Source organism: Holdemanella sp. DFI.5.55, from assembly GCF_020593575.1.
Taxonomy (GTDB): domain Bacteria; phylum Bacillota_I; class Bacilli_A; order Erysipelotrichales; family Erysipelotrichaceae; genus Holdemanella; species Holdemanella hominis.
This window is the reverse complement of sequence record NZ_JAJDMK010000019.1, coordinates 14,172-32,231: the sequence shown is the minus strand read 5'-3', so window position 1 is coordinate 32,231 and position 18,060 is coordinate 14,172. Positions and strand designations below refer to the sequence as shown.

The window sequence follows — 18,060 nt, the reverse complement described above, 5'->3', positions numbered from 1 at the left end:
CGACCCTATAAAAATTTAAGGACTATGTTCGACCCTACAAGAATTTAAATATCCTTTAAAGGTGGGTCATTCCCATCTTTTTTATCATTGACAACAGATATCAAAATGATATCATATAGGTATCAGGAGGTGCTTATCGTGACAGAAAAAGTTTTAAGTAACAAAAAGAATGGCATGGCCATGATGATATTGTGGATCGCTTTATATCTTGTAGCCTTGTTGGTGACAATACTTGGTGCAGCATTAGTTTGGCCATTCTTTATTATTGGTGTTGTATGGCTATGTATTGGTTGGATTCCATTTCTTGGTTTAAAAGTATTAAAGCCACAAGAAGCTTTAGTCTTAACTTTGTTTGGTAAATATGTAGGTACTTTAAAGGATGCTGGATTCTACTATGTTAATCCTTTTTGTCAGGCTGTGAATCCTGCCGCAAAGACAAAATTAAATCAGAGTGGCGATGTGGATGATGGTACGAAGAAAAGTATTTTCCAAGCTCAAAATAATGGAACGGTAGAAATGGATTCTAAAAAAGTATCTTTGAAAATCATGACTTTAAACAACAACCGCCAAAAGATCAATGATTGTTTAGGAAATCCTGTTGAGATTGGAATTGCCGTTATGTGGCGTGTGACAGATACCGCAAAAGCTGTATTTAATGTAGATAACTATAAGGAATATCTTTCTTTACAATGTGATAGTGCATTAAGAAATATTGTGCGTATTTATCCTTATGATGTAGCTGAAAATGTAGATACAACAGGAGATGGTATTGCCGATGAAGGAAGTCTTAGAGGTTCTAGTGAAGTGGTTGCCTCTAGAATTCGTGATGAAATTCAAAGTAAAGTAAAAGATGCAGGTATTGAAATCATTGAGGCCAGAATCACATACTTGGCTTATGCACCAGAAATTGCAGCGGTAATGTTACAAAGACAACAGGCAAGTGCTATCATTGATGCACGGAAGATGATTGTGGATGGAGCTGTTGGTATGGTTGAAATGGCATTGGATCGGTTGGATGAAAATGGGGTTGTAGAATTGGATGAAGAAAGGAAAGCGGCTATGGTTTCTAACTTGTTAGTCGTACTTTGTGCAAACCATGATGCGCAGCCAGTTGTCAATTCTGGTAGCTTATATTAATGGAAAAGAAACAGATTCCTTTGCGTCTTTCAAAAAAATTGTATGATCAAATTGCTTCATGGGCAGAAGATGATTTTCGCAGTGTCAATGGACAAATTGAATATTTGTTGACAGAGTGCGTGAAACAAAGAAAAAAGAATGGCAAATACGTCAGTGATACGATGGATGAGCCTATTGAATTGGATATTAAGTAAGAGAGTGTAGAAATACATTCTCTTTTTAATATGAAAAAGTTTATAAACTAAGATAGTTTTTAAGGTATACCATGAAAAACTATTTAAAACACATAACAATTTTTGGTATACTTGTAATAAAGAAGGTGATGTTGTGATTATTAATAGACCAAATTATATAGAAGCTATAACTCCATTTATTGAACAACCCTTAGTGAAAATCTTATCTGGTATAAGGCGTTGTGGAAAATCAACAATCTTTGAGATGTTGAAAGAAGAATTGATTTTGCGAGGTGTTGAAGAGAAATGTATTATCAGTAAAAGATATACAGATATGGATATAGCGCAAAATATTACGGCTAAACAAATGTATGATGAACTTGTTTGTGCAACAAAGGATAATGCATATTCATATTTGATTTTAGATGAGATTCAAGAAATATCGGGATGGGAAAAAGCGGTGAATTCTTTGTTAGAAAAAGGAAATTTCGATATTTATGTTACTGGATCAAATTCAAAATTAATGTCGAGTGAAATCTCAACTTATCTAACCGGAAGATATGTACAAATACCTGTATATACGTTGTCGTTTAGTGAGTACTTAAAATTTAAATCTAAGAGTCAATTATCAAAAAGAGAGTTGCTAAATAAGTATATACGATTTGGCGGTTTTCCTGTTGTCGCATTAAATGAGTATGAATCAAATACGGCATATCAAATTGTGAATGGTATATATTATACCGTTGTTTCTAGAGATATCGTAAATCGTCATCGCATTCATAAACAAGAATTGTTTGATCGTGTTGTAAAATATGTGGTAGAAAATACAGGCAAGACATTCTCGGCAAATTCAATTTCTAAATTTTTAAAGAGTGAGAATCGACAACTTTCAAATGAAAGTATATATAATTATTTAAGATGGTTAGAACAAGCCTTTATTATTTATCCTTGTAGGCGATATGATTTACAGGGTAAAAACATTTTGAAAACACAAGAAAAATATTATTTGGCCGATGTTTCATTGAAATATGCCTTGTTTGGATATAATCGAAATATGTTAGATGCTGTAATGGAAAATATTGTATATTTAGAACTAAAAAGACGTGGCTATGATGTATACGTTGGAAAATTAGGATCTAAGGAAATCGATTTTGTCGGTATTTTAAGAGATGAAAAAATCTATGTACAAGTCTGTGTTCAATTACCTGAAAATTCAGATCGTGAAACTGCGAATTTGAAGGATATCCCAGATAATTATCCTAAGTATGTTGTAACATTGAATGATTTAGACGTTGGAAACGATGAGGGAATTAAAATCGTACATCTGCAAGATTTCTTATTGCAAGATTGATGGATATAATAGTCATTTTGATCGAGTTGTATATTGTAATGTATATATAAAAAACATAAAATACTCTAAAAATAGGAGGTAAATAATTTATGTATACAAACAATTATTCAAATTCAGTAAGTACAAATTCATTATATAAAGTATACAGTTGGATGATGGTAGGCCTTGGAATTACGGCAATCACTTCGGCCTTGTTGTATGCTTCTGGCATATTCATGCTTATTATTCAGATTCCAATGATTTCATTATTGTTGTTCATCGTACAAATTTCGTTAACGATTTCAATGGGACGTCAATTATCACGTAATACACCCGCTTCTAAGATGAAGACGATGTTTATTGTGTATTCACTTACAATGGGAATCAATATGACATCATTGGCTTATGTATATAGTGCTGGACAGATCGCAGCAGCCTTTGGCATTAGCGCTATCTACTTTGCATGTTTAGCTATTATTGGAAAGACGACTAAAATGGATCTTAGTAAAGTGGGAAACATTTGTTTGATTGGTTTGATTGCGATGATTTTTAGTCAATTTTTCTTCATGCTATTTAGAGTTAGCATGGATGTACGCTTATGGAGCGTGATTGGCCTATTATTATTTACCGGACTTACAGCTTGGGATATACAAAAAATGAATTATATGTTGAATGGGTATGAAGATGAAAAGATATCGATTTATATGGCGTTACAGCTTTATTTAGATTTCTTGAATATCTTCTTATACATTTTACGATTATTAGGACGTAGAGATGATTGATTCATCTCTATTTTTTATAGTTGACAATGTAAACTAATATTGTATACTTTAATAGTTCACTGAATGAACTAAAGGAGTATGTATGAAATTATTAAAGAAAATAGGAATTACTATATTATGTTTATTATTGATTTGTGGAATAGGAATTGTTTGTCTGTTTCATAATGAATATAGCTCATTAAAATCATTAAAAAAAATTGATGCTTATCCAATGTATACAATGGATTATAGTGCGGATTATGGATTGGATGAGTTTTTAGAAAAAGGTGCAAACAATGATAAAGAGCTTGTCGAATTTGTGGTGAATCATGTAATGAAGGGGTTACCATTAAGTATTAAGATTCCAGATTTAGGTTGTTCTACATTTATTGCACAAAATAAAGATTCAGGATATCTATTTGGACGCAACTTTGATATGGATTATTCGCCAAGTGTATTGGTAAAGACAAAGCCTAAAAATGGGTATGCTTCTGTTTCAATGGTGAATTTAGGATTTGTAGGATATAATGAAAAACATTTACCAGATACATTAAAGGATTCATTGGTAACTTTGGCAGCACCTTATGCACCACTCGATGGAATGAATGAAAAAGGTCTTGCGGTAGGGGTATTATTGATTGATACAACTCCAACAAATCAGAATACCAAAAAGGTAGATATCACAACGACAACAGCCATTCGAATGATGTTAGATAAGGCAAAAAATGTTGATGAAGCATTAGCATTATTATCTTCTTATGACATGCATTCAAGTGCCAATAGTTGTTACCATTTCCAAATTTGTGATGCATCCGGAAAGAGTGTTGTTGTTGAATATGTGGATGATGAAATGAAAGTAGTATATCCAGACAAGAATTATCAGTGTGCTACGAATTTCTTGCTTACAAATCCAGATGCAGAATTTAATTTTGGCCAAGACCGCTACCAAATTATTGATGAAAAATTAAGCTCCACAAATGGAGTGTTATCAAATACCGAGGCTATGCAGCTTTTATCCGATTGTTCGCAGGATGCACATAAGAATAAGCAGGGAAAAATCTCAAAGACACAATGGTCTTGTGTATATGATTTAAAGAACAAAAAGGTAACGATTTGTGTGAATCAAAATTATAATGCGAAATACACAATTTCTGTGCTAGAATAAGGTTATGAAAAAGAATGAACAAGTATTAGAAGCATGGCTTCAAATGACGACTGTCATCAATAATGAGAGAATCACTTCAGATTTACCTTATAATGAATCGATGATTTGTCGTTATTTATATCAAAATCAAGATGAAAATGTAACGGCAACGGATTTATGTAACTATATGCGTATGCAAAAATCGCAGATGAATCGTACGCTTACAAGCATGGAAAAAAAGGATTTGATTACGCGTATTCGTAGTGAACAGGATACTCGTAAAATCTATATTACATTAAATGATTCAATGATTCAGATTTATAAAGCTCAACATGAAAAAATTTTAGGAATCGTAGATCAGTTGTTTGATAAGATTGGTTATGAAAAACAACCAGAAGTGATTGAATTATTTGATTTGATTACGCAAACCGCAAAAGAGATGTTGTAAAGATAAGCTGGGCAATCCAGCTTTTTTCTTTTGTTTCATAAAGCCTTCTTTTTTGATAAAATATAGATGGTGTTTGGGGAGACTTTTATGAAAAAAACAAATTATGTAAAAGATGTATTGGTTGTTTTATTAGGGAACTTTATGGTAGCAATATCAGTTGCTTTTTTTGTTTTACCAAATAATACATTAACCGGAGGCGTAGCTGGTGTCGCCGTGGCATTAAAACCTTTATTGCCATTTATACCATCCGTATGGCTAATCAACATATTGATGATCGGACTCTATATTGTTGGCGCAATTTTTTTGGGGAAGGCGTTTGCATTGAAATCATTGATTTCAACATTTAGTTATTCATTCTTTGTCTCATTACTAACATATGTGACAACTTTATTTCCCAAAGACACATTTGTCATGCAACCCATGTTGGCAAGTATTTATTGTGGGTTGATTTCGGGAATCGGTTTAGGTTTATGCTTTAGAGTAAACGCAAGTACTGGAGGTATGGATATTCCAGCCTTGTTGATTCATAAGTATACCCATATTTCTTCAGGAAATTCAGTCATGATCATTGATGCTCTGACTGTATTGTTGGGAATGTCTACATATGGTGTAGAACCAGCCTTGATTGGAGTCCTTTCTGTATTTACATCGGGATTTGCGATTGATAAAACAATTTTGATTGGTTCAAGTACGGCAATCAATTGTATGGTTATTTCAGATAAATGGTTTGAAATTAAAAACCATGTATTAAACAATATGGAGCGTGGTGTTACAATTTTAGAAGGTAAGGGTGGATATACAAATGAATCTAAACCAGTATTGATGGTTGTAATTCCACAAAAAATTTACAGCAATTTAGAACATGAAATTATGCAGTTAGATCCAAGAGCCTTTATTATTGTGAATAGTGTTCATGAAGTTGATGGCGAAGGATTTACTTATGAATTGGAGGATTTAAAGTGACAACAAAATTAGTGATTTGTGACATTGATGCCACATTAGTCAATGAAAAGAAAGAATTAACACAGAGGACAAAAGAAGCTTTGATCAAGCTTCATGAAAAAGGTGTTTATTTTGGGATTGCCTCAGGACGCCCTGTGGATGAACTAAAACGAAATAAAGTTTATTGGGACTTGCCGTTTGATTTTGATTTTGTGATGGGCATGAATGGTGCAGAATTATGGGATGGCGTACATCAAAAATTCTATAGCTATTTTATGATGAAAAAGGAATGGTTAAAAGAAACCATGGAAATCATGAATGTTGTTGAATGCAATCCAATGATATATTGGGATGGAAAGATTCGTTGTGTTCATATTGATGATTGGATGATTCATTCAGCTTCGACATCTCATAAAGAATTGGAAGTTGTAAAATTAGAAGATTTCTATGCACATGAAAACGCAAAAATCATGTTTCGTATGAAAGAAGAAGATATGCCTAAGGCGGAAGCTTGGGTAAAAGAACATCCAAATCCTTATTATCATGGTTTTAAAACGCAAACAACATTATTGGAATTTTGTGATAAAAGAATCAATAAGGGATATGGTTTACAGAAAATATGCGAATTGAATAATATAAATTTAAAGGATGTCATGGCTTTTGGAGATACATCTAACGATAATGATATGTTAAAAGTAGCAGGATGTGGTGTTTGTATGATCAATGGTACGGATGATACAAAGGCTTGTGCTGATGCCATCACAAAACAGGATAATGAGCATGATGGATTAGCTATCTATTTAGAAGAAAGTGGGATTTTATGTTAAAAGTATGCGTAATTGGTGGAGGACCATCTGGATTGATGGCTGCCTATACCGCAAGCTTAGTCGGTCACCAAGTGGAGTTGTTTGAGAAAAATAAACAATTAGGAAAGAAGTTGCAACTTACAGGACATGGACGTTGTAACGTTACAAACAGTTGTTCAAAGGATGAATTTTTCAAGCATATTGTGCATAATGAAAAATTTCTATACAGTCCTTTCTCACAATTCTCTAATTTGGATATGATCCAATTTTTAAAATCCAATGGTTTACCTACCGTTGAAGAAGATCATGGGCGTATGTTTCCTGGTTCGAATTCAAGTCAGGATGTTGTTTTATTGTTTGTGGAATTATTACGCAAAAATAATGTGATTCTACATATGGATGAAGCATGTACAGATTTAATGGTTGAAGATGATAAAGTTGTTGGAATCAAAACAGATAAAGGTTTGTATTCGTTCGATGTAGTGATTGTTGCGACAGGTGGAAAGTCTTTTGTGTCGACTGGAAGTAGTGGTGATGGATATAAATGGGCGCATACATTAGATATCAAAGTCAGTGATTTATATCCTGGATTGGTTTCTTTACGAACAAAAGAAATCTTTGATTTAGCAGGTCTTTCTTTGCAGAATGTGGGTATTCAAGCAAAGAAAGATAAAAAAGTTTTATATAAACATTTGGGAGACATTTTGTTTACTCATGAAGGTTTTAGCGGACCAGGTATTTTGTCCATGTCAAGCTATGTGATTAATAAAAAACCTGACAAAATCATATTTGATTTAATTCCAGATAAATCAATTGATGAAGTGGATGCATTTTTACTAGAAAGAATGAATCGTTCTTCAAATAAACAATTGAATCACATACTTGAAATGATGATTCCTAAGAGATTGGTACAATATATCATGGATCGTTTAAATGTTGATGATTCTTTAAAAGCCAATGAAACAACGAAAGCACAAAGAAGAAGTATTAGTGAATTATTGAAATGTTTAGATTTTGAAGTGTCTAGTTTTGCCGGATTTGATCAGGCTATGATTACTGTGGGTGGAATCAAGACAAATCAGATTCAGCCTCAGACAATGGAATCTAAGAAAATTAAAGGCTTAAAGTTTGTGGGTGAAGTATTGGATTTGGATGCACAGACAGGAGGATACAATTTACAGATTGCCTGGACAACAGGATATGTTGCGGGATGCACAATAAAAGAAGGGGCTAATTAAAGTCCCTTCTTAAATTTTGATGCAGGAATGTGACAATAGGCACCTGGATTTTTATCCAAGTATTTTTGATGGTATTCTTCTGCGTTAAAAAAGTTTCTTAATGGTTCAACTTCGACCGCTAGTGCTAAATCATATTTCTCTTGAATTTCATTGTATTTCGTTTGGATTGTTTTTAAATCGGTCTCACCCAAATAATAAATGCCTGTACGATAGGAAATGCCAATATCTTCACCTTGTTGATTGACGGATACTGGATTAATAATGTCAAAGTATAAGTCTAAAATCTTAGAAAGTGAAATCACGTTGTCATCATATTGGATTTCTAATGTTTCTGCATGACCTGTAAGTCCTGCTTTCACATCTTTATATTTCGGGTTTTCACTATTTCCATTTGCATACCCAACGGTCGTCTTTAGAATACCATCAAATTGATCGAAATAGTGCTGCACACCCCAAAAGCAGCCTCCAGCTAAATATATTGTTTTTATCATTTTAATTTATAATATTTTCCTTTCGAATCTTTTTTATAGCGCCCAACTTTTTTTGCGTAGTCACTCTCAATCCATTTGGAAAGTTTACACTTCTTTTGTTTGTTCGCTAAGATGGGCATTAAATACTTACTTAAATCATCAATAGATGCATAGCGGGTATTGATTTTTGGATATTTCTTTAATGCTTCTATTACCTCTTCATCGCGTGCTTCATTTGGCTTTGAGGTATTTGTTTGTTTCTTTTGTTTTTGTGTCTGTTTTGGTTGAGACTTAGGCGTTTCTTCCTTTAAAGGCAACAAGAACGGGTCTCTTGTCTGTAAGATTTCAATGTCGATGTCTTTTCCTTGGAACAACAAGGCTTGCTTAATACCTTGAAATCCTTGATCATTTGTGACAAGAAGAATTTTTTTAGGGACTATATTGGCAACAATTTGTCCAAGTAAAGTAGCGCAATAGATGTCCGCAAAATTCTTTTGGCTTTGGTGTGTATTGAAACAATAAGAATTTGGGAAATCCTGGGCAATCGCAAAGATTTGTTGCCAGCACTTTTGCCCTATTTTTTCAAAGTTTCCAAAGAAAAAGAAGACGCTAGGACTTGTGGCTTTTAGTGTGTTTGTGTCAAATTGTTGAACATTTTCACAGTCAATACAATAGAGTGTGTAGTCTTCAAAATTATCGATTTTAATATTTTGTGGAGAGAAACTCATGCATTGAGAAAATGTTCCAATTGAAAAATTAAGTTGTGACATTTCATTCATCCTTTCGTAAATAATTATAGCACATCGTGGTATTCTTGTTTTGAATTTGTTATAATAAACTTCAAAGGGAGGAGTTTTAGTGGCTTATTATCACATCTTAAAAGAACGTCGAACAAATCTAAAACTTTCCATTCAGGATGTTTCAAATCAGACGCGTTTAGCGCCTCAATATATACAAGCAATCGAAGAACACAACCTTGATGTTTTCTCCGATGACCTATCTTTCGTTCGCTATTTTGTGCATGCCTATTCGGATGCGATTGGCGTAAATTGGCAGGCCATTTCAGATGAAGTTGATGTGGATGTCAATGAATTTGCGCATCAAAGAGACATGGCTTTAACTATGGCACAAAGACGTATGGTTGAACAAATGGCGAGTGTTCAAAAGACAAAAAAGACGACTAAGAAAAAGAAAAAAGCATCTTTAGGATGGTTTCAAAAACATGTCAGTAGAACAAGTTCTTCATTGAACGCAAACCAGACGAAGATCATCAAAATGCTTGCCCTGATTGGAATCATTGGATTAGGAGTTTTATCCTTGATCAATGTGGGATTGCGTTCGATTTCAAATCAAAAACTAGCAACGCAGCAAGAGCTTCGTGAAGAGCAATTGTCTAAAAAAGAACAGGAGACAAATAAACTCGCAAATCAGCGTAAAAAAGCTAAAGAGGCTCTGGCTTTAGTTGTTGATAAAATTAGCGATGAAACCAACGCATATCAGCTTTCGAATATTCAATCGGATGTAAAAACATTGGATTTAAGTATTACGTTACCGACAAAGACAAAAATTACTTTGAAAAAGAATGATGAAACAATCAATGACACTTCAAAAGTATATACTGGCACATTCAATCAGAGCTTAGAATTATCCGATGATTGTACTTTTGAAATTAGTATTGAGACATATTCAGATAATAGTATTTCTATTGATGGAAAAGAAATTTCTTTTGATAAAGAGGGTTGGAAGCAGGGGGAGCCTGCCGTTATCACACTACAAATTGGTAAGGGATACCAAAAACCTGTTGAAGAATATGAAACTGAATATGAGGATAGTGACTATGGTTACGATTATGATTATGGTTACACAGATGAAGATCTATATGCACAAGGGGAGGATGTAACTTATGGCCAAGATGAATATACCGAACAGACTAACAATTATTAGAATTTTATTGGTACCTGTTGTTGTGGCTGTATATTTATGTATGGACCCGACTATTGGTGTTATAGATGAAGCAAGTGGTCTTGCACTACGTGATGTGATCGCATTTGTGATTTTTGCGGTTGCGAGTATTACAGATTTCTTTGATGGAATGTTAGCAAGAAAGAACAATTGGATTACTTCTTTTGGGAAATTTGCGGATCCTATCGCAGATAAGATGTTAGTGAACACAGTTTTGATCTTGATGGTTTATTTTCATCAAGCCAATGTGATTGCGGTATTACTTATGATCGCAAGAGACTTGATTGTTGATGGCTTACGAATGAGCGCAGCTAATTCTGGTGAAGTTGTAAGTGCAGGTATTTTTGGAAAACTAAAGACAGTACTACAAATGTTTGCACTTGTATTCTTGTTATTGAAAGATTGGCCGTTTGTCTATATGGGCATTTGTATGGACCAAATATTGTTATGGACAGCAACAGTGGCTTCTTTATATAGTGGATGGATTTATTTCAACCAATTGAAAAAATATGTTTTGGAGACTATGTAATGACTGAGGCAAAACAACTTGTTTCTTTATGTACAGAAAATCATTTGACTATTTCTAGCTGTGAAAGTCTAACGGCTGGCCTATTTACGAGTACGATTGCTTCAATCCCTGGGGCAAGTTCTATTTTAAAAGGTGGTTTAGTGACTTATTTTACACCAATGAAAAGTGTATTAGCTCATGTGGATGTGAACTTAATTCAAAATTATGGTGTAATTAGTGAAGAGTGCGCCTATGCCATGGCCAAAAACACAAGAGAAATTATGAATGTGGATTATTGTGTGTCTTTTACAGGCAACGCAGGTCCGAGTGCTTGGGAAGAAAAACCAGCAGGAAGAGTCTATTGCGCTATTGCTTCTAAAAAAGCGGTTCGTGTATATGGTTTTCAATGTACAGGTCTATCTAGAAATGATGTAAGAGAACATGTTGTTTGCCAGATGATAGATATATTGATACAAACAATTCAAAAGGAGAATATATGCCAAAAGAAAAAGTAGAAACAAATAAAGATAAACTTTTAAGTGATGTACTAACAGAAATCGAAAGGGAATATGGTAAAGGTTCTGTCATGAAATTAGGTGATAGAGCAGCCGTAGATATTGAACCCATTCCTTCTGGAAGTTTATTATTGGATGATGCTTTAGGTATCGGTGGATATCCAAAGGGAAGAATTATTGAAATCTTTGGTCCAGAATCAAGTGGTAAAACAACACTTGCTTTACATGCCGTTGCAGAAGTTCAAAAAAAGGGTGGTCGTGCAGCCTTTATTGATGCGGAAAACGCAATCGATCCAGTATATGCGAAAAATTTAGGTGTTAACATTGATGAATTAATTTTGTCTCAGCCAGATTCTGGGGAACAAGGTTTAGACATTATGTTGATGCTTGTTGAAAGTGGAGCTGTTGATTTGGTTGTCGTGGATAGTGTTGCAGCTTTAGTTCCACAAGCTGAATTAGATGGTGAAATGGGAGATAATCAAGTTGGATTACAAGCTCGTATGATGTCAAAGGCAATGCGTAAGCTTGCCGGAGCAATGAACCAAAATGATTGTACAGCTATTTTTATCAACCAGCTTCGTGAAAAAGTAGGAGTTATTTATGGAAATCCAGAAACAACTCCGGGTGGTCGTGCATTAAAATTCTACTCTTCTGTTCGTGTGGATATTCGTAAGGCGGATGCCATTAAAAATGGTACAGATATTGTTGGAAACAAAGTAAAAGTTAAAATTGTTAAGAATAAGGTAGCACCTCCATTTAAGTCTGCCGTATTAGAAATTATGTATGGCGAAGGAATTTCTTACATTAGTGAACTATTAGATTTATGTGTTGATGCCAATATTGTAAAAAAAGCAGGGGCATGGTTTAGTTATGAAGGAGAAAAAATTGGTCAGGGTAAAGAGGCTGCCAAAGCTTACATTAAGACAAATCCAGAATTCAAATCAATGCTTGAAGAAAAATTAAAGGAATTTAAAACAAACAAAGAAGTTGAAGAATAAGAGTTCTGCGTAGAACTCTTATTTTCGTTTAGAGGTATATATGGCACGTTTAGAAAAAAATAATTATAAATCCATTAAAAAAAATGAATTAAATGATCCCGTAGTATTTGTGGTGGATATGATCAAAGGCTTTGTGAATATGGGACCTTTACATGATGAAGTCATTGGCAATGTGGAAAAGAATATTGAAAAGCTATTAACAAGCTTAGACTGCAACAATGTCTTTGTATGTGATTCTCATCCACCAAAGACGCGTGAATTTAATTCGTTTCCAACGCATTGTGTAATTGGCAGTGAAGAAGCTGAAGTAGTAGATTCTTTAAAGCCATTTGTGAAACACGTAATTAAAAAGAACAGTACGAATACATTTATGGCACCAGAATTTGAAGAGTTTCTAAATTCAGATTTGAAGTATTATCGTGATATAATTGTGACGGGCTGTTGTACAGATATTTGTGTGCTTCATTTTGTGTTAAGTTTAAATACTTGGTTCAATGAACACAATATGAATGAATATCGTATTGTTGTGGTTGAAAACTGTACAGAAACCTATCATATACCAGAAGTACATGAAGCTACATTCTTTAATGATGTCGCATTCAGAATGATGGAAACGAATGGTATTCAAGTTGTTTCTGAAGTAAGGGAGTAAAGATTATAAAATGAAAGATAAGCGAAATTTAAGTTTAGTCATGGACTTTTATGAACTAACAATGAGTCAATGTTATTTTAATGATAATAAAGACAAAGAAGTCGTATTTGACTTATTCTATCGTAAAAATCCGGATGACGGGGGATATTGTGTATTTGCAGGTTTAGAACAAGTTGTGGATTATGTTTCGAATTTGCATTTTGAAAAAGAAGATATTGATTATTTGCGCTCATTAAATCAATTTAGTGAAGATTTTCTAGAATATCTATCAACGATTCGTTTTACTGGAGATATTTATGCGATTCCAGAAGGAACACCTGTATTTCCTCATGAACCATTGGTTCGTGTAAAAGCACCGATTATTGAAGCTCAACTTGTAGAAACGGCATTACTTTTGGCTATCAATCACCAGACTTTGATTGCGACAAAATCACGTCGTATTGTGCAAGCCAGTGAAGGTAGAGCGGTTATGGAATTTGGTGCACGCCGAGCTCATAACTTTGATGCAGCCATTCTAGGAGCTAGAGCAGCTTATATTGCGGGTTGTGCGGGAAGTGCCACTACGTATTCAGGAAAAGAGTTTGGTGTACCTGTACTTGGTACAATGGCGCACTCATTTATTCAAAGCTTTGATACCGAATATGATGCATTTATGTATTATGCCAAAACATATCCAAACGCATGTACTTTATTGATTGATACATATTCTACTTTAAAATCAGGTATTGTGAATGCCATTAAAGTAGCTAAGGATTATTTAGAACCCAATGGATACCGCTTAAAAGGTGTTCGTATTGATAGTGGAGATATGGCATATCTTTCTAAAAAAGTTCGTAAGATGTTAGATGAAGCAGGAATGAAAGATTGTAAGATTGTTGTATCCAATTCATTAGATGAGTACGTCATTGAATCTTTGATTCATCAACAAGGCGCTAAAATTGATTCGTTTGGGGTTGGTGAAAACTTGATTTGTTCAAAAAATTCGCCAGTATTTGGTGGTGTTTATAAAATGGTGGCACTTGAAAAAGATGGTCATATGATTCCAAAAATCAAAATTAGTGACAATGTTGAAAAAGTGACAAATCCAGGTATGAAGAATTTAAATCGTATCATGGACAAAGAAACAGGTATGGCTATTGCCGATTTATTGACATTAGAATATGAAGTGATCGATACAACGCAAGATCTAACAATCTATCATCCAATGTCACGTTGGAAATACAAAGTGATTCCTGCCAATACATATACAGTACGCGATATGTTAGTGCCAATCTTTAAAGATGGTAAGCTAGTATATGATCTTCCAAGCCTAGAAGAAATTCGTGCATATAGTGAAAAAGAACTAGCTACAATTTGGGATGAAATCAAACGTTTTGTATATCCACAAGAATATTATGTAGACTTAAGTGAAAAGTTATTGAATCTTAAGTTAGAAATGTTGAAAAAGTATAAATAAAAAAAGAAACCGTCGTTTGACGGTTTTTGTGTTAAATACAGCTTTCAAAGAATGCACGCATGTCCTTGGCTAATAGATCAAAACTTTCTTTACCAAGATAAGCCATATGACCACTTGGATATTCACCAATTGTAACTCGATTTTGATCTAGATTGGAATGGGTTGCCAAATATCTGGTATTTCCAGCTGTTGTACAAAGATCATATAGACCTGAGGCAAAGAAGACTTTCATCTGTTTGTTTCTTCGCATGCATCCAGCTAAGGATTGGGCAGGACTTGTTTTGAATTCACGATTCCATGTCATATTTACATCAAAGACTAAGCCTTTTGAGATACGATCACTTGTGATATTCAATTCTTGGCGCATCAACCCATAGGCAGTTTGGAAAGCAGGTGTATATTGTCCCATAGCTGGGTCATCCGCAATGACATTAGCTTCCATGATTTCTGGATCATCATTCCATGTATAGCGACCATCATAGAATCCTAAAGCTAAGCCCTTATCTTCTAATAGTTTATGCGCAAAGCCTTTTTGCATATCCATATGTAAATGGTGTCTTAACCAATATGCTTTATCAATACCAGAATAGTAAGCTAGTTTATCTGCAATTTCTTCTTTATTAGGGCAGGCATCCCCTAAAAATAAGGCTGTGACATATTCAGTGGATGCGAATGTAAAGGCTTCATCAATAAAGTCTTTTTGCGAAATATTTTCCTTTGGATTATGGAAATAATTTGTGGCAGCCATTGTGATTAAGTCTGTCGCACTTGCTTCAACCGGAAGCTTTTCAATAAAGTAACTTCCAAGTAAGAAGATACCACTGACACTAATGCCCATCGTATCGGCCTTTTCAGGACCTGCACCCATCAACTCTCCAGCAAGTAGGGCACTTCTAGCCGTACCATAGCTTTCACCCGCAAGTAATACTGGTGAATTTCTTCGGTTGTAACGAGCTAAGAATTGTTCAATGAATTTAGAAACGCTTCGAACATCGCCATGCGTTTCATAAAATTCTTTTCTTGCCTTTTCCTGAATTAAACGACCTAAACCTGTTCCTACTGGATCAATAAAGACTAAATCACATAAGTCTAATAAGCAATGTGGATTGTCTTCTAGTGCAAAAGGAGGAACAGTAGGAAGATTGAGTTCATCATCTAATTTTACAATTCTAGGACCAAATAATCCCATGTGAAGCCAAAGACTTGCACACCCTGGACCGCCATTATAAATAAATAAGATGGGACGTTTTGAATTGTCTTGAATATCACTTCTAAAATAGGCATAACTAAAGATGGATGCGACTGGATTATTTTCTTCATCTACAAAGAAATTATCTTCACAAATTGTATGATAAGGAATGGTTGTTCCTTGTATACTAATTTTGCCATCTGCTTCATATTTTGATTTTTCTAAATTTTCTTGAATACGCATTACTTTACCTCACACTTTTTAATAAAGACATTGAATATATCTTGCATCTCACCATATTTATGGGACAATGCTTCTGGATGAAATTGTACGGCATAAATTGGTAATGACTCATGTTCAATAGCTTCAATAATGCCATCTGGAGCTTTAGCTACAACTTTAAAGTGTGGTGCTAAATCTTTGATGGCCTGATGATGAAAACTATTCACATAAGCTTCATCACTTAAGCTAGGATATAAAAAGCTATCCTTTTCAATATGGATCTTATGACTTGGATTTTCTCTTTTTTCTTGTTGCGCATGCTTGATTACATTTCTTTTACAATACGACAAATCTTGATATAGAGATCCTTTAAAATAGACATTCAACATCTGAATGCCACGACAGATTCCAAAAATAGGAATCTGTTTTTCGTTGGCATATTTTAATACTCGCATTTCATAATAATCACGATCTAAACTTGAATTACCTTGTAAAGGTCTTGGATTTTCATTATAAATCATAGGATTTACATCAATTCCACCTGTCACAATCAATCCATCTAATAGATTAACTTGAGCTTGAATTGTATCATAGTCATTTGTGATTGGAAGAATGATGGGACAGCCACCGGCACGAATAACACTATTAATATAGGCTTCATTGATAAATTGTTTAGGTAAATTCTCTTTATCCAATTCATTACACGTTAGACCGACAATAGGCCTACGCATTTTTATCCTCCATAAGGGCAATTTTGATATTCTTTGTCTCTTTAATGATGTATTTTCCTGGAATAGCTTCATCCACATATTCCATTTCACCATTTTGGTTGTCATATGGATCGTTTGGCAAGAAGTTTTTAGCTGGCACAAAATCACCTTGGAATTTAGATGAACATGGAGTTCTAAATGGATCTAGATATCCAAAATAGAAATCTCTTCTTTCTAAGTTTCCGGCACGATATGATCCTCCACCAAATGAACAATCTGCATATAACCATCCATATGGAGCTACATAGAATCTGGCCCAGTCATGATTACCGATGGTTTCTGGTGTAGTATAAAGTCCAGCTTGCCAAGTGGCAGGAATGCCCGCAATACGGCATAGAGTAATAAATGTCAATGCTTGTAAACCGCAATCTCCTTTCAATCCAGTTGTGATATATTCTGGAATGCAAGGTAAAGTCGCATAAGCACGTACATATGAATATGTGACATGACTTGTGATATAGTCATAAATTAATTTAGCCTTTAATAATGGATTTGTTTCTTCACCAATGATTTCTTTGACTAAATCTTTCAAATAATCTGTAAATACAACGTGTGGCGCATATTCTTCAAGACAAGTATCTGGATGTTCATTCGTCACAATACTCGGATCTAATTCTTCATAGTGCATGTGATTGATGAATTCATATTCTACACTGAATTCTTCACCTTTTTCGTATGGCTTTTCAATATAAACACATCTTTGATCTACACTGTTATCATTTACTAGACCTTTATGAGATGTATTTAATAATTTAAAATCTTCAACTTGCGCATATTCTTTCGGAATAGGAAGCCATACGCGAATCGTTTTTCCAGGCTTTTCAAATGCAGGATCCACCTTTAAGCTTGTCTTGACATGAATCTTACAGTAAACATCGTTTTCTTCTTTCATTTTATGCATTACATCATCTAATAAAGTACTTGTAGCGCCTTGTTTTTCAATTAAACGATCTTTATAAGCATTACGCACTTTAATTAGGTTTTCAAAAAAATTGTCTTTTAAATACATTTTTCCCTCAATGAAGATCCATTCAAAAGCATTGTCCTTAAATAATGTATCGAATTCTTCATCTTTGAAATCTTCAATCTTTGATTTTAATAATTCAATGGCTTCTTCTTTGGAATACGTAAAATCTTCAGGAAGACGAGAAATCAATTCTTTTTCTAATTCTAAACGCTCCTTTAGTTTGGCAGGAATGTCCTTTTGAAGACGTAAATCAATCATCTCCTGCATCAATTTAAATTGCCCATTCCATTTTAATTTCATTAAATCTTCAGGAAGTGGCGTGTTCAATGTTGTCATGTTCATAATAGTTCACCTCATTTTGATTATACTCTA

Annotated in this window: 20 protein-coding genes; 15 read left to right on the top strand and 5 right to left on the bottom strand. The window is 34.1% G+C overall.

Going from position 1 to position 18,060, the window contains the following annotated elements; translation table 11 throughout:
- Positions 1–138: 138 nt before the first annotated feature.
- From LJE08_RS05935 to LJE08_RS05895, 9 genes are all read left to right on the top strand, one after another.
- Positions 139–1,137: an SPFH domain-containing protein gene (locus LJE08_RS05935; RefSeq protein WP_227402698.1), complete on the top strand. Its 999-nt coding sequence runs from the start codon at positions 139–141 to the stop codon at positions 1,135–1,137.
- Positions 1,137–1,331 carry a PTS ascorbate transporter subunit IIC gene (locus LJE08_RS05930; RefSeq protein ID WP_117573687.1) on the top strand — a complete coding sequence of 65 codons (195 nt, stop codon included), beginning with the start codon at positions 1,137–1,139 and terminating at the stop codon, positions 1,329–1,331. Before LJE08_RS05935 ends, LJE08_RS05930 begins: the two co-directional genes overlap by 1 nt.
- Positions 1,332–1,464: 133 nt before the next feature.
- Complete coding sequence (locus LJE08_RS15270; RefSeq protein ID WP_227402697.1) at positions 1,465–2,661, top strand: ATP-binding protein; 1,197 nt, start codon at positions 1,465–1,467, stop codon at positions 2,659–2,661.
- An 89-nt stretch (positions 2,662–2,750) separates the two neighbouring features.
- On the top strand, positions 2,751–3,422 hold the full coding sequence (locus LJE08_RS05920; RefSeq protein WP_117924142.1) for a Bax inhibitor-1/YccA family protein: 672 nt from the start codon (positions 2,751–2,753) through the stop codon (positions 3,420–3,422).
- An 82-nt stretch (positions 3,423–3,504) separates the two neighbouring features.
- A complete protein-coding gene (locus LJE08_RS05915; RefSeq protein ID WP_117924144.1) occupies positions 3,505–4,566 on the top strand; it encodes a C45 family peptidase in 1,062 nt (353 codons plus the stop codon).
- A gap of 4 nt (positions 4,567–4,570) precedes the next feature.
- Positions 4,571–4,993, top strand: a complete 423-nt coding sequence (locus LJE08_RS05910; RefSeq protein ID WP_117924146.1) for a MarR family winged helix-turn-helix transcriptional regulator — start codon at positions 4,571–4,573, stop codon at positions 4,991–4,993.
- An 87-nt stretch (positions 4,994–5,080) separates the two neighbouring features.
- Positions 5,081–5,956, top strand: coding sequence for a YitT family protein (locus tag LJE08_RS05905; RefSeq protein WP_227402696.1), 876 nt, complete (start codon positions 5,081–5,083; stop codon positions 5,954–5,956).
- On the top strand, positions 5,953–6,762 hold the full coding sequence (locus LJE08_RS05900) for a Cof-type HAD-IIB family hydrolase (protein WP_117924150.1): 810 nt from the start codon (positions 5,953–5,955) through the stop codon (positions 6,760–6,762). The genes LJE08_RS05905 and LJE08_RS05900 overlap by 4 nt, the downstream gene beginning before the upstream one ends.
- The gene (locus LJE08_RS05895; protein WP_117924152.1) at positions 6,756–7,979 is read left to right on the top strand and encodes an NAD(P)/FAD-dependent oxidoreductase; all 1,224 of its coding nucleotides are present in this window, start codon (positions 6,756–6,758) and stop codon (positions 7,977–7,979) included. Before LJE08_RS05900 ends, LJE08_RS05895 begins: the two co-directional genes overlap by 7 nt.
- Here the strand turns inward: LJE08_RS05895 and msrA are convergent.
- Both msrA and LJE08_RS05885 read right to left on the bottom strand, forming a co-directional pair.
- A complete protein-coding gene (gene msrA / locus LJE08_RS05890) occupies positions 7,976–8,470 on the bottom strand; it encodes a peptide-methionine (S)-S-oxide reductase MsrA (protein WP_117924154.1) in 495 nt (164 codons plus the stop codon). The genes LJE08_RS05895 and msrA overlap by 4 nt on opposite strands.
- Complete coding sequence (locus LJE08_RS05885) at positions 8,467–9,219, bottom strand: hypothetical protein (protein ID WP_117924156.1); 753 nt, start codon at positions 9,217–9,219, stop codon at positions 8,467–8,469. Before LJE08_RS05885 ends, msrA begins: the two co-directional genes overlap by 4 nt.
- Positions 9,220–9,307: 88 nt before the next feature.
- Here LJE08_RS05885 and LJE08_RS05880 point away from each other — a divergent pair, with 88 nt between their 5' ends.
- From LJE08_RS05880 to LJE08_RS05855, 6 genes are read left to right on the top strand one after another with little or no spacing between them, the layout of a single operon-like run.
- Entirely contained in the window at positions 9,308–10,393 is a 1,086-nt protein-coding gene (locus tag LJE08_RS05880; RefSeq protein ID WP_227402695.1) for a helix-turn-helix transcriptional regulator, read from the top strand.
- Positions 10,353–10,940, top strand: coding sequence for a CDP-diacylglycerol--glycerol-3-phosphate 3-phosphatidyltransferase (gene pgsA / locus LJE08_RS05875; protein ID WP_227402694.1), 588 nt, complete (start codon positions 10,353–10,355; stop codon positions 10,938–10,940). The genes LJE08_RS05880 and pgsA overlap by 41 nt, the downstream gene beginning before the upstream one ends.
- Positions 10,940–11,434 carry a CinA family protein gene (locus tag LJE08_RS05870; protein ID WP_117924160.1) on the top strand — a complete coding sequence of 165 codons (495 nt, stop codon included), beginning with the start codon at positions 10,940–10,942 and terminating at the stop codon, positions 11,432–11,434. Before pgsA ends, LJE08_RS05870 begins: the two co-directional genes overlap by 1 nt.
- A complete protein-coding gene (gene recA / locus LJE08_RS05865; protein ID WP_117924162.1) occupies positions 11,416–12,432 on the top strand; it encodes a recombinase RecA in 1,017 nt (338 codons plus the stop codon). The genes LJE08_RS05870 and recA overlap by 19 nt, the downstream gene beginning before the upstream one ends.
- 40 nt (positions 12,433–12,472) lie before the next feature.
- A complete protein-coding gene (locus LJE08_RS05860) occupies positions 12,473–13,084 on the top strand; it encodes a cysteine hydrolase family protein (RefSeq protein ID WP_227402693.1) in 612 nt (203 codons plus the stop codon).
- Between the two features lie 10 nt (positions 13,085–13,094).
- Positions 13,095–14,540, top strand: a complete 1,446-nt coding sequence (locus LJE08_RS05855) for a nicotinate phosphoribosyltransferase (protein WP_227402692.1) — start codon at positions 13,095–13,097, stop codon at positions 14,538–14,540.
- A 31-nt stretch (positions 14,541–14,571) separates the two neighbouring features.
- Here the strand turns inward: LJE08_RS05855 and LJE08_RS05850 are convergent, their stop codons facing one another.
- From LJE08_RS05850 to LJE08_RS05840, 3 genes are read right to left on the bottom strand one after another with little or no spacing between them, the layout of a single operon-like run.
- On the bottom strand, positions 14,572–15,972 hold the full coding sequence (locus LJE08_RS05850; RefSeq protein WP_227402691.1) for a S10 family peptidase: 1,401 nt from the start codon (positions 15,970–15,972) through the stop codon (positions 14,572–14,574).
- On the bottom strand, positions 15,972–16,682 hold the full coding sequence (locus tag LJE08_RS05845; RefSeq protein WP_158567581.1) for a gamma-glutamyl-gamma-aminobutyrate hydrolase family protein: 711 nt from the start codon (positions 16,680–16,682) through the stop codon (positions 15,972–15,974). Before LJE08_RS05845 ends, LJE08_RS05850 begins: the two co-directional genes overlap by 1 nt.
- Complete coding sequence (locus LJE08_RS05840) at positions 16,675–18,030, bottom strand: transglutaminase-like domain-containing protein (protein WP_117924172.1); 1,356 nt, start codon at positions 18,028–18,030, stop codon at positions 16,675–16,677. The genes LJE08_RS05845 and LJE08_RS05840 overlap by 8 nt, the downstream gene beginning before the upstream one ends.
- Positions 18,031–18,060 lie beyond the last annotated feature (30 nt).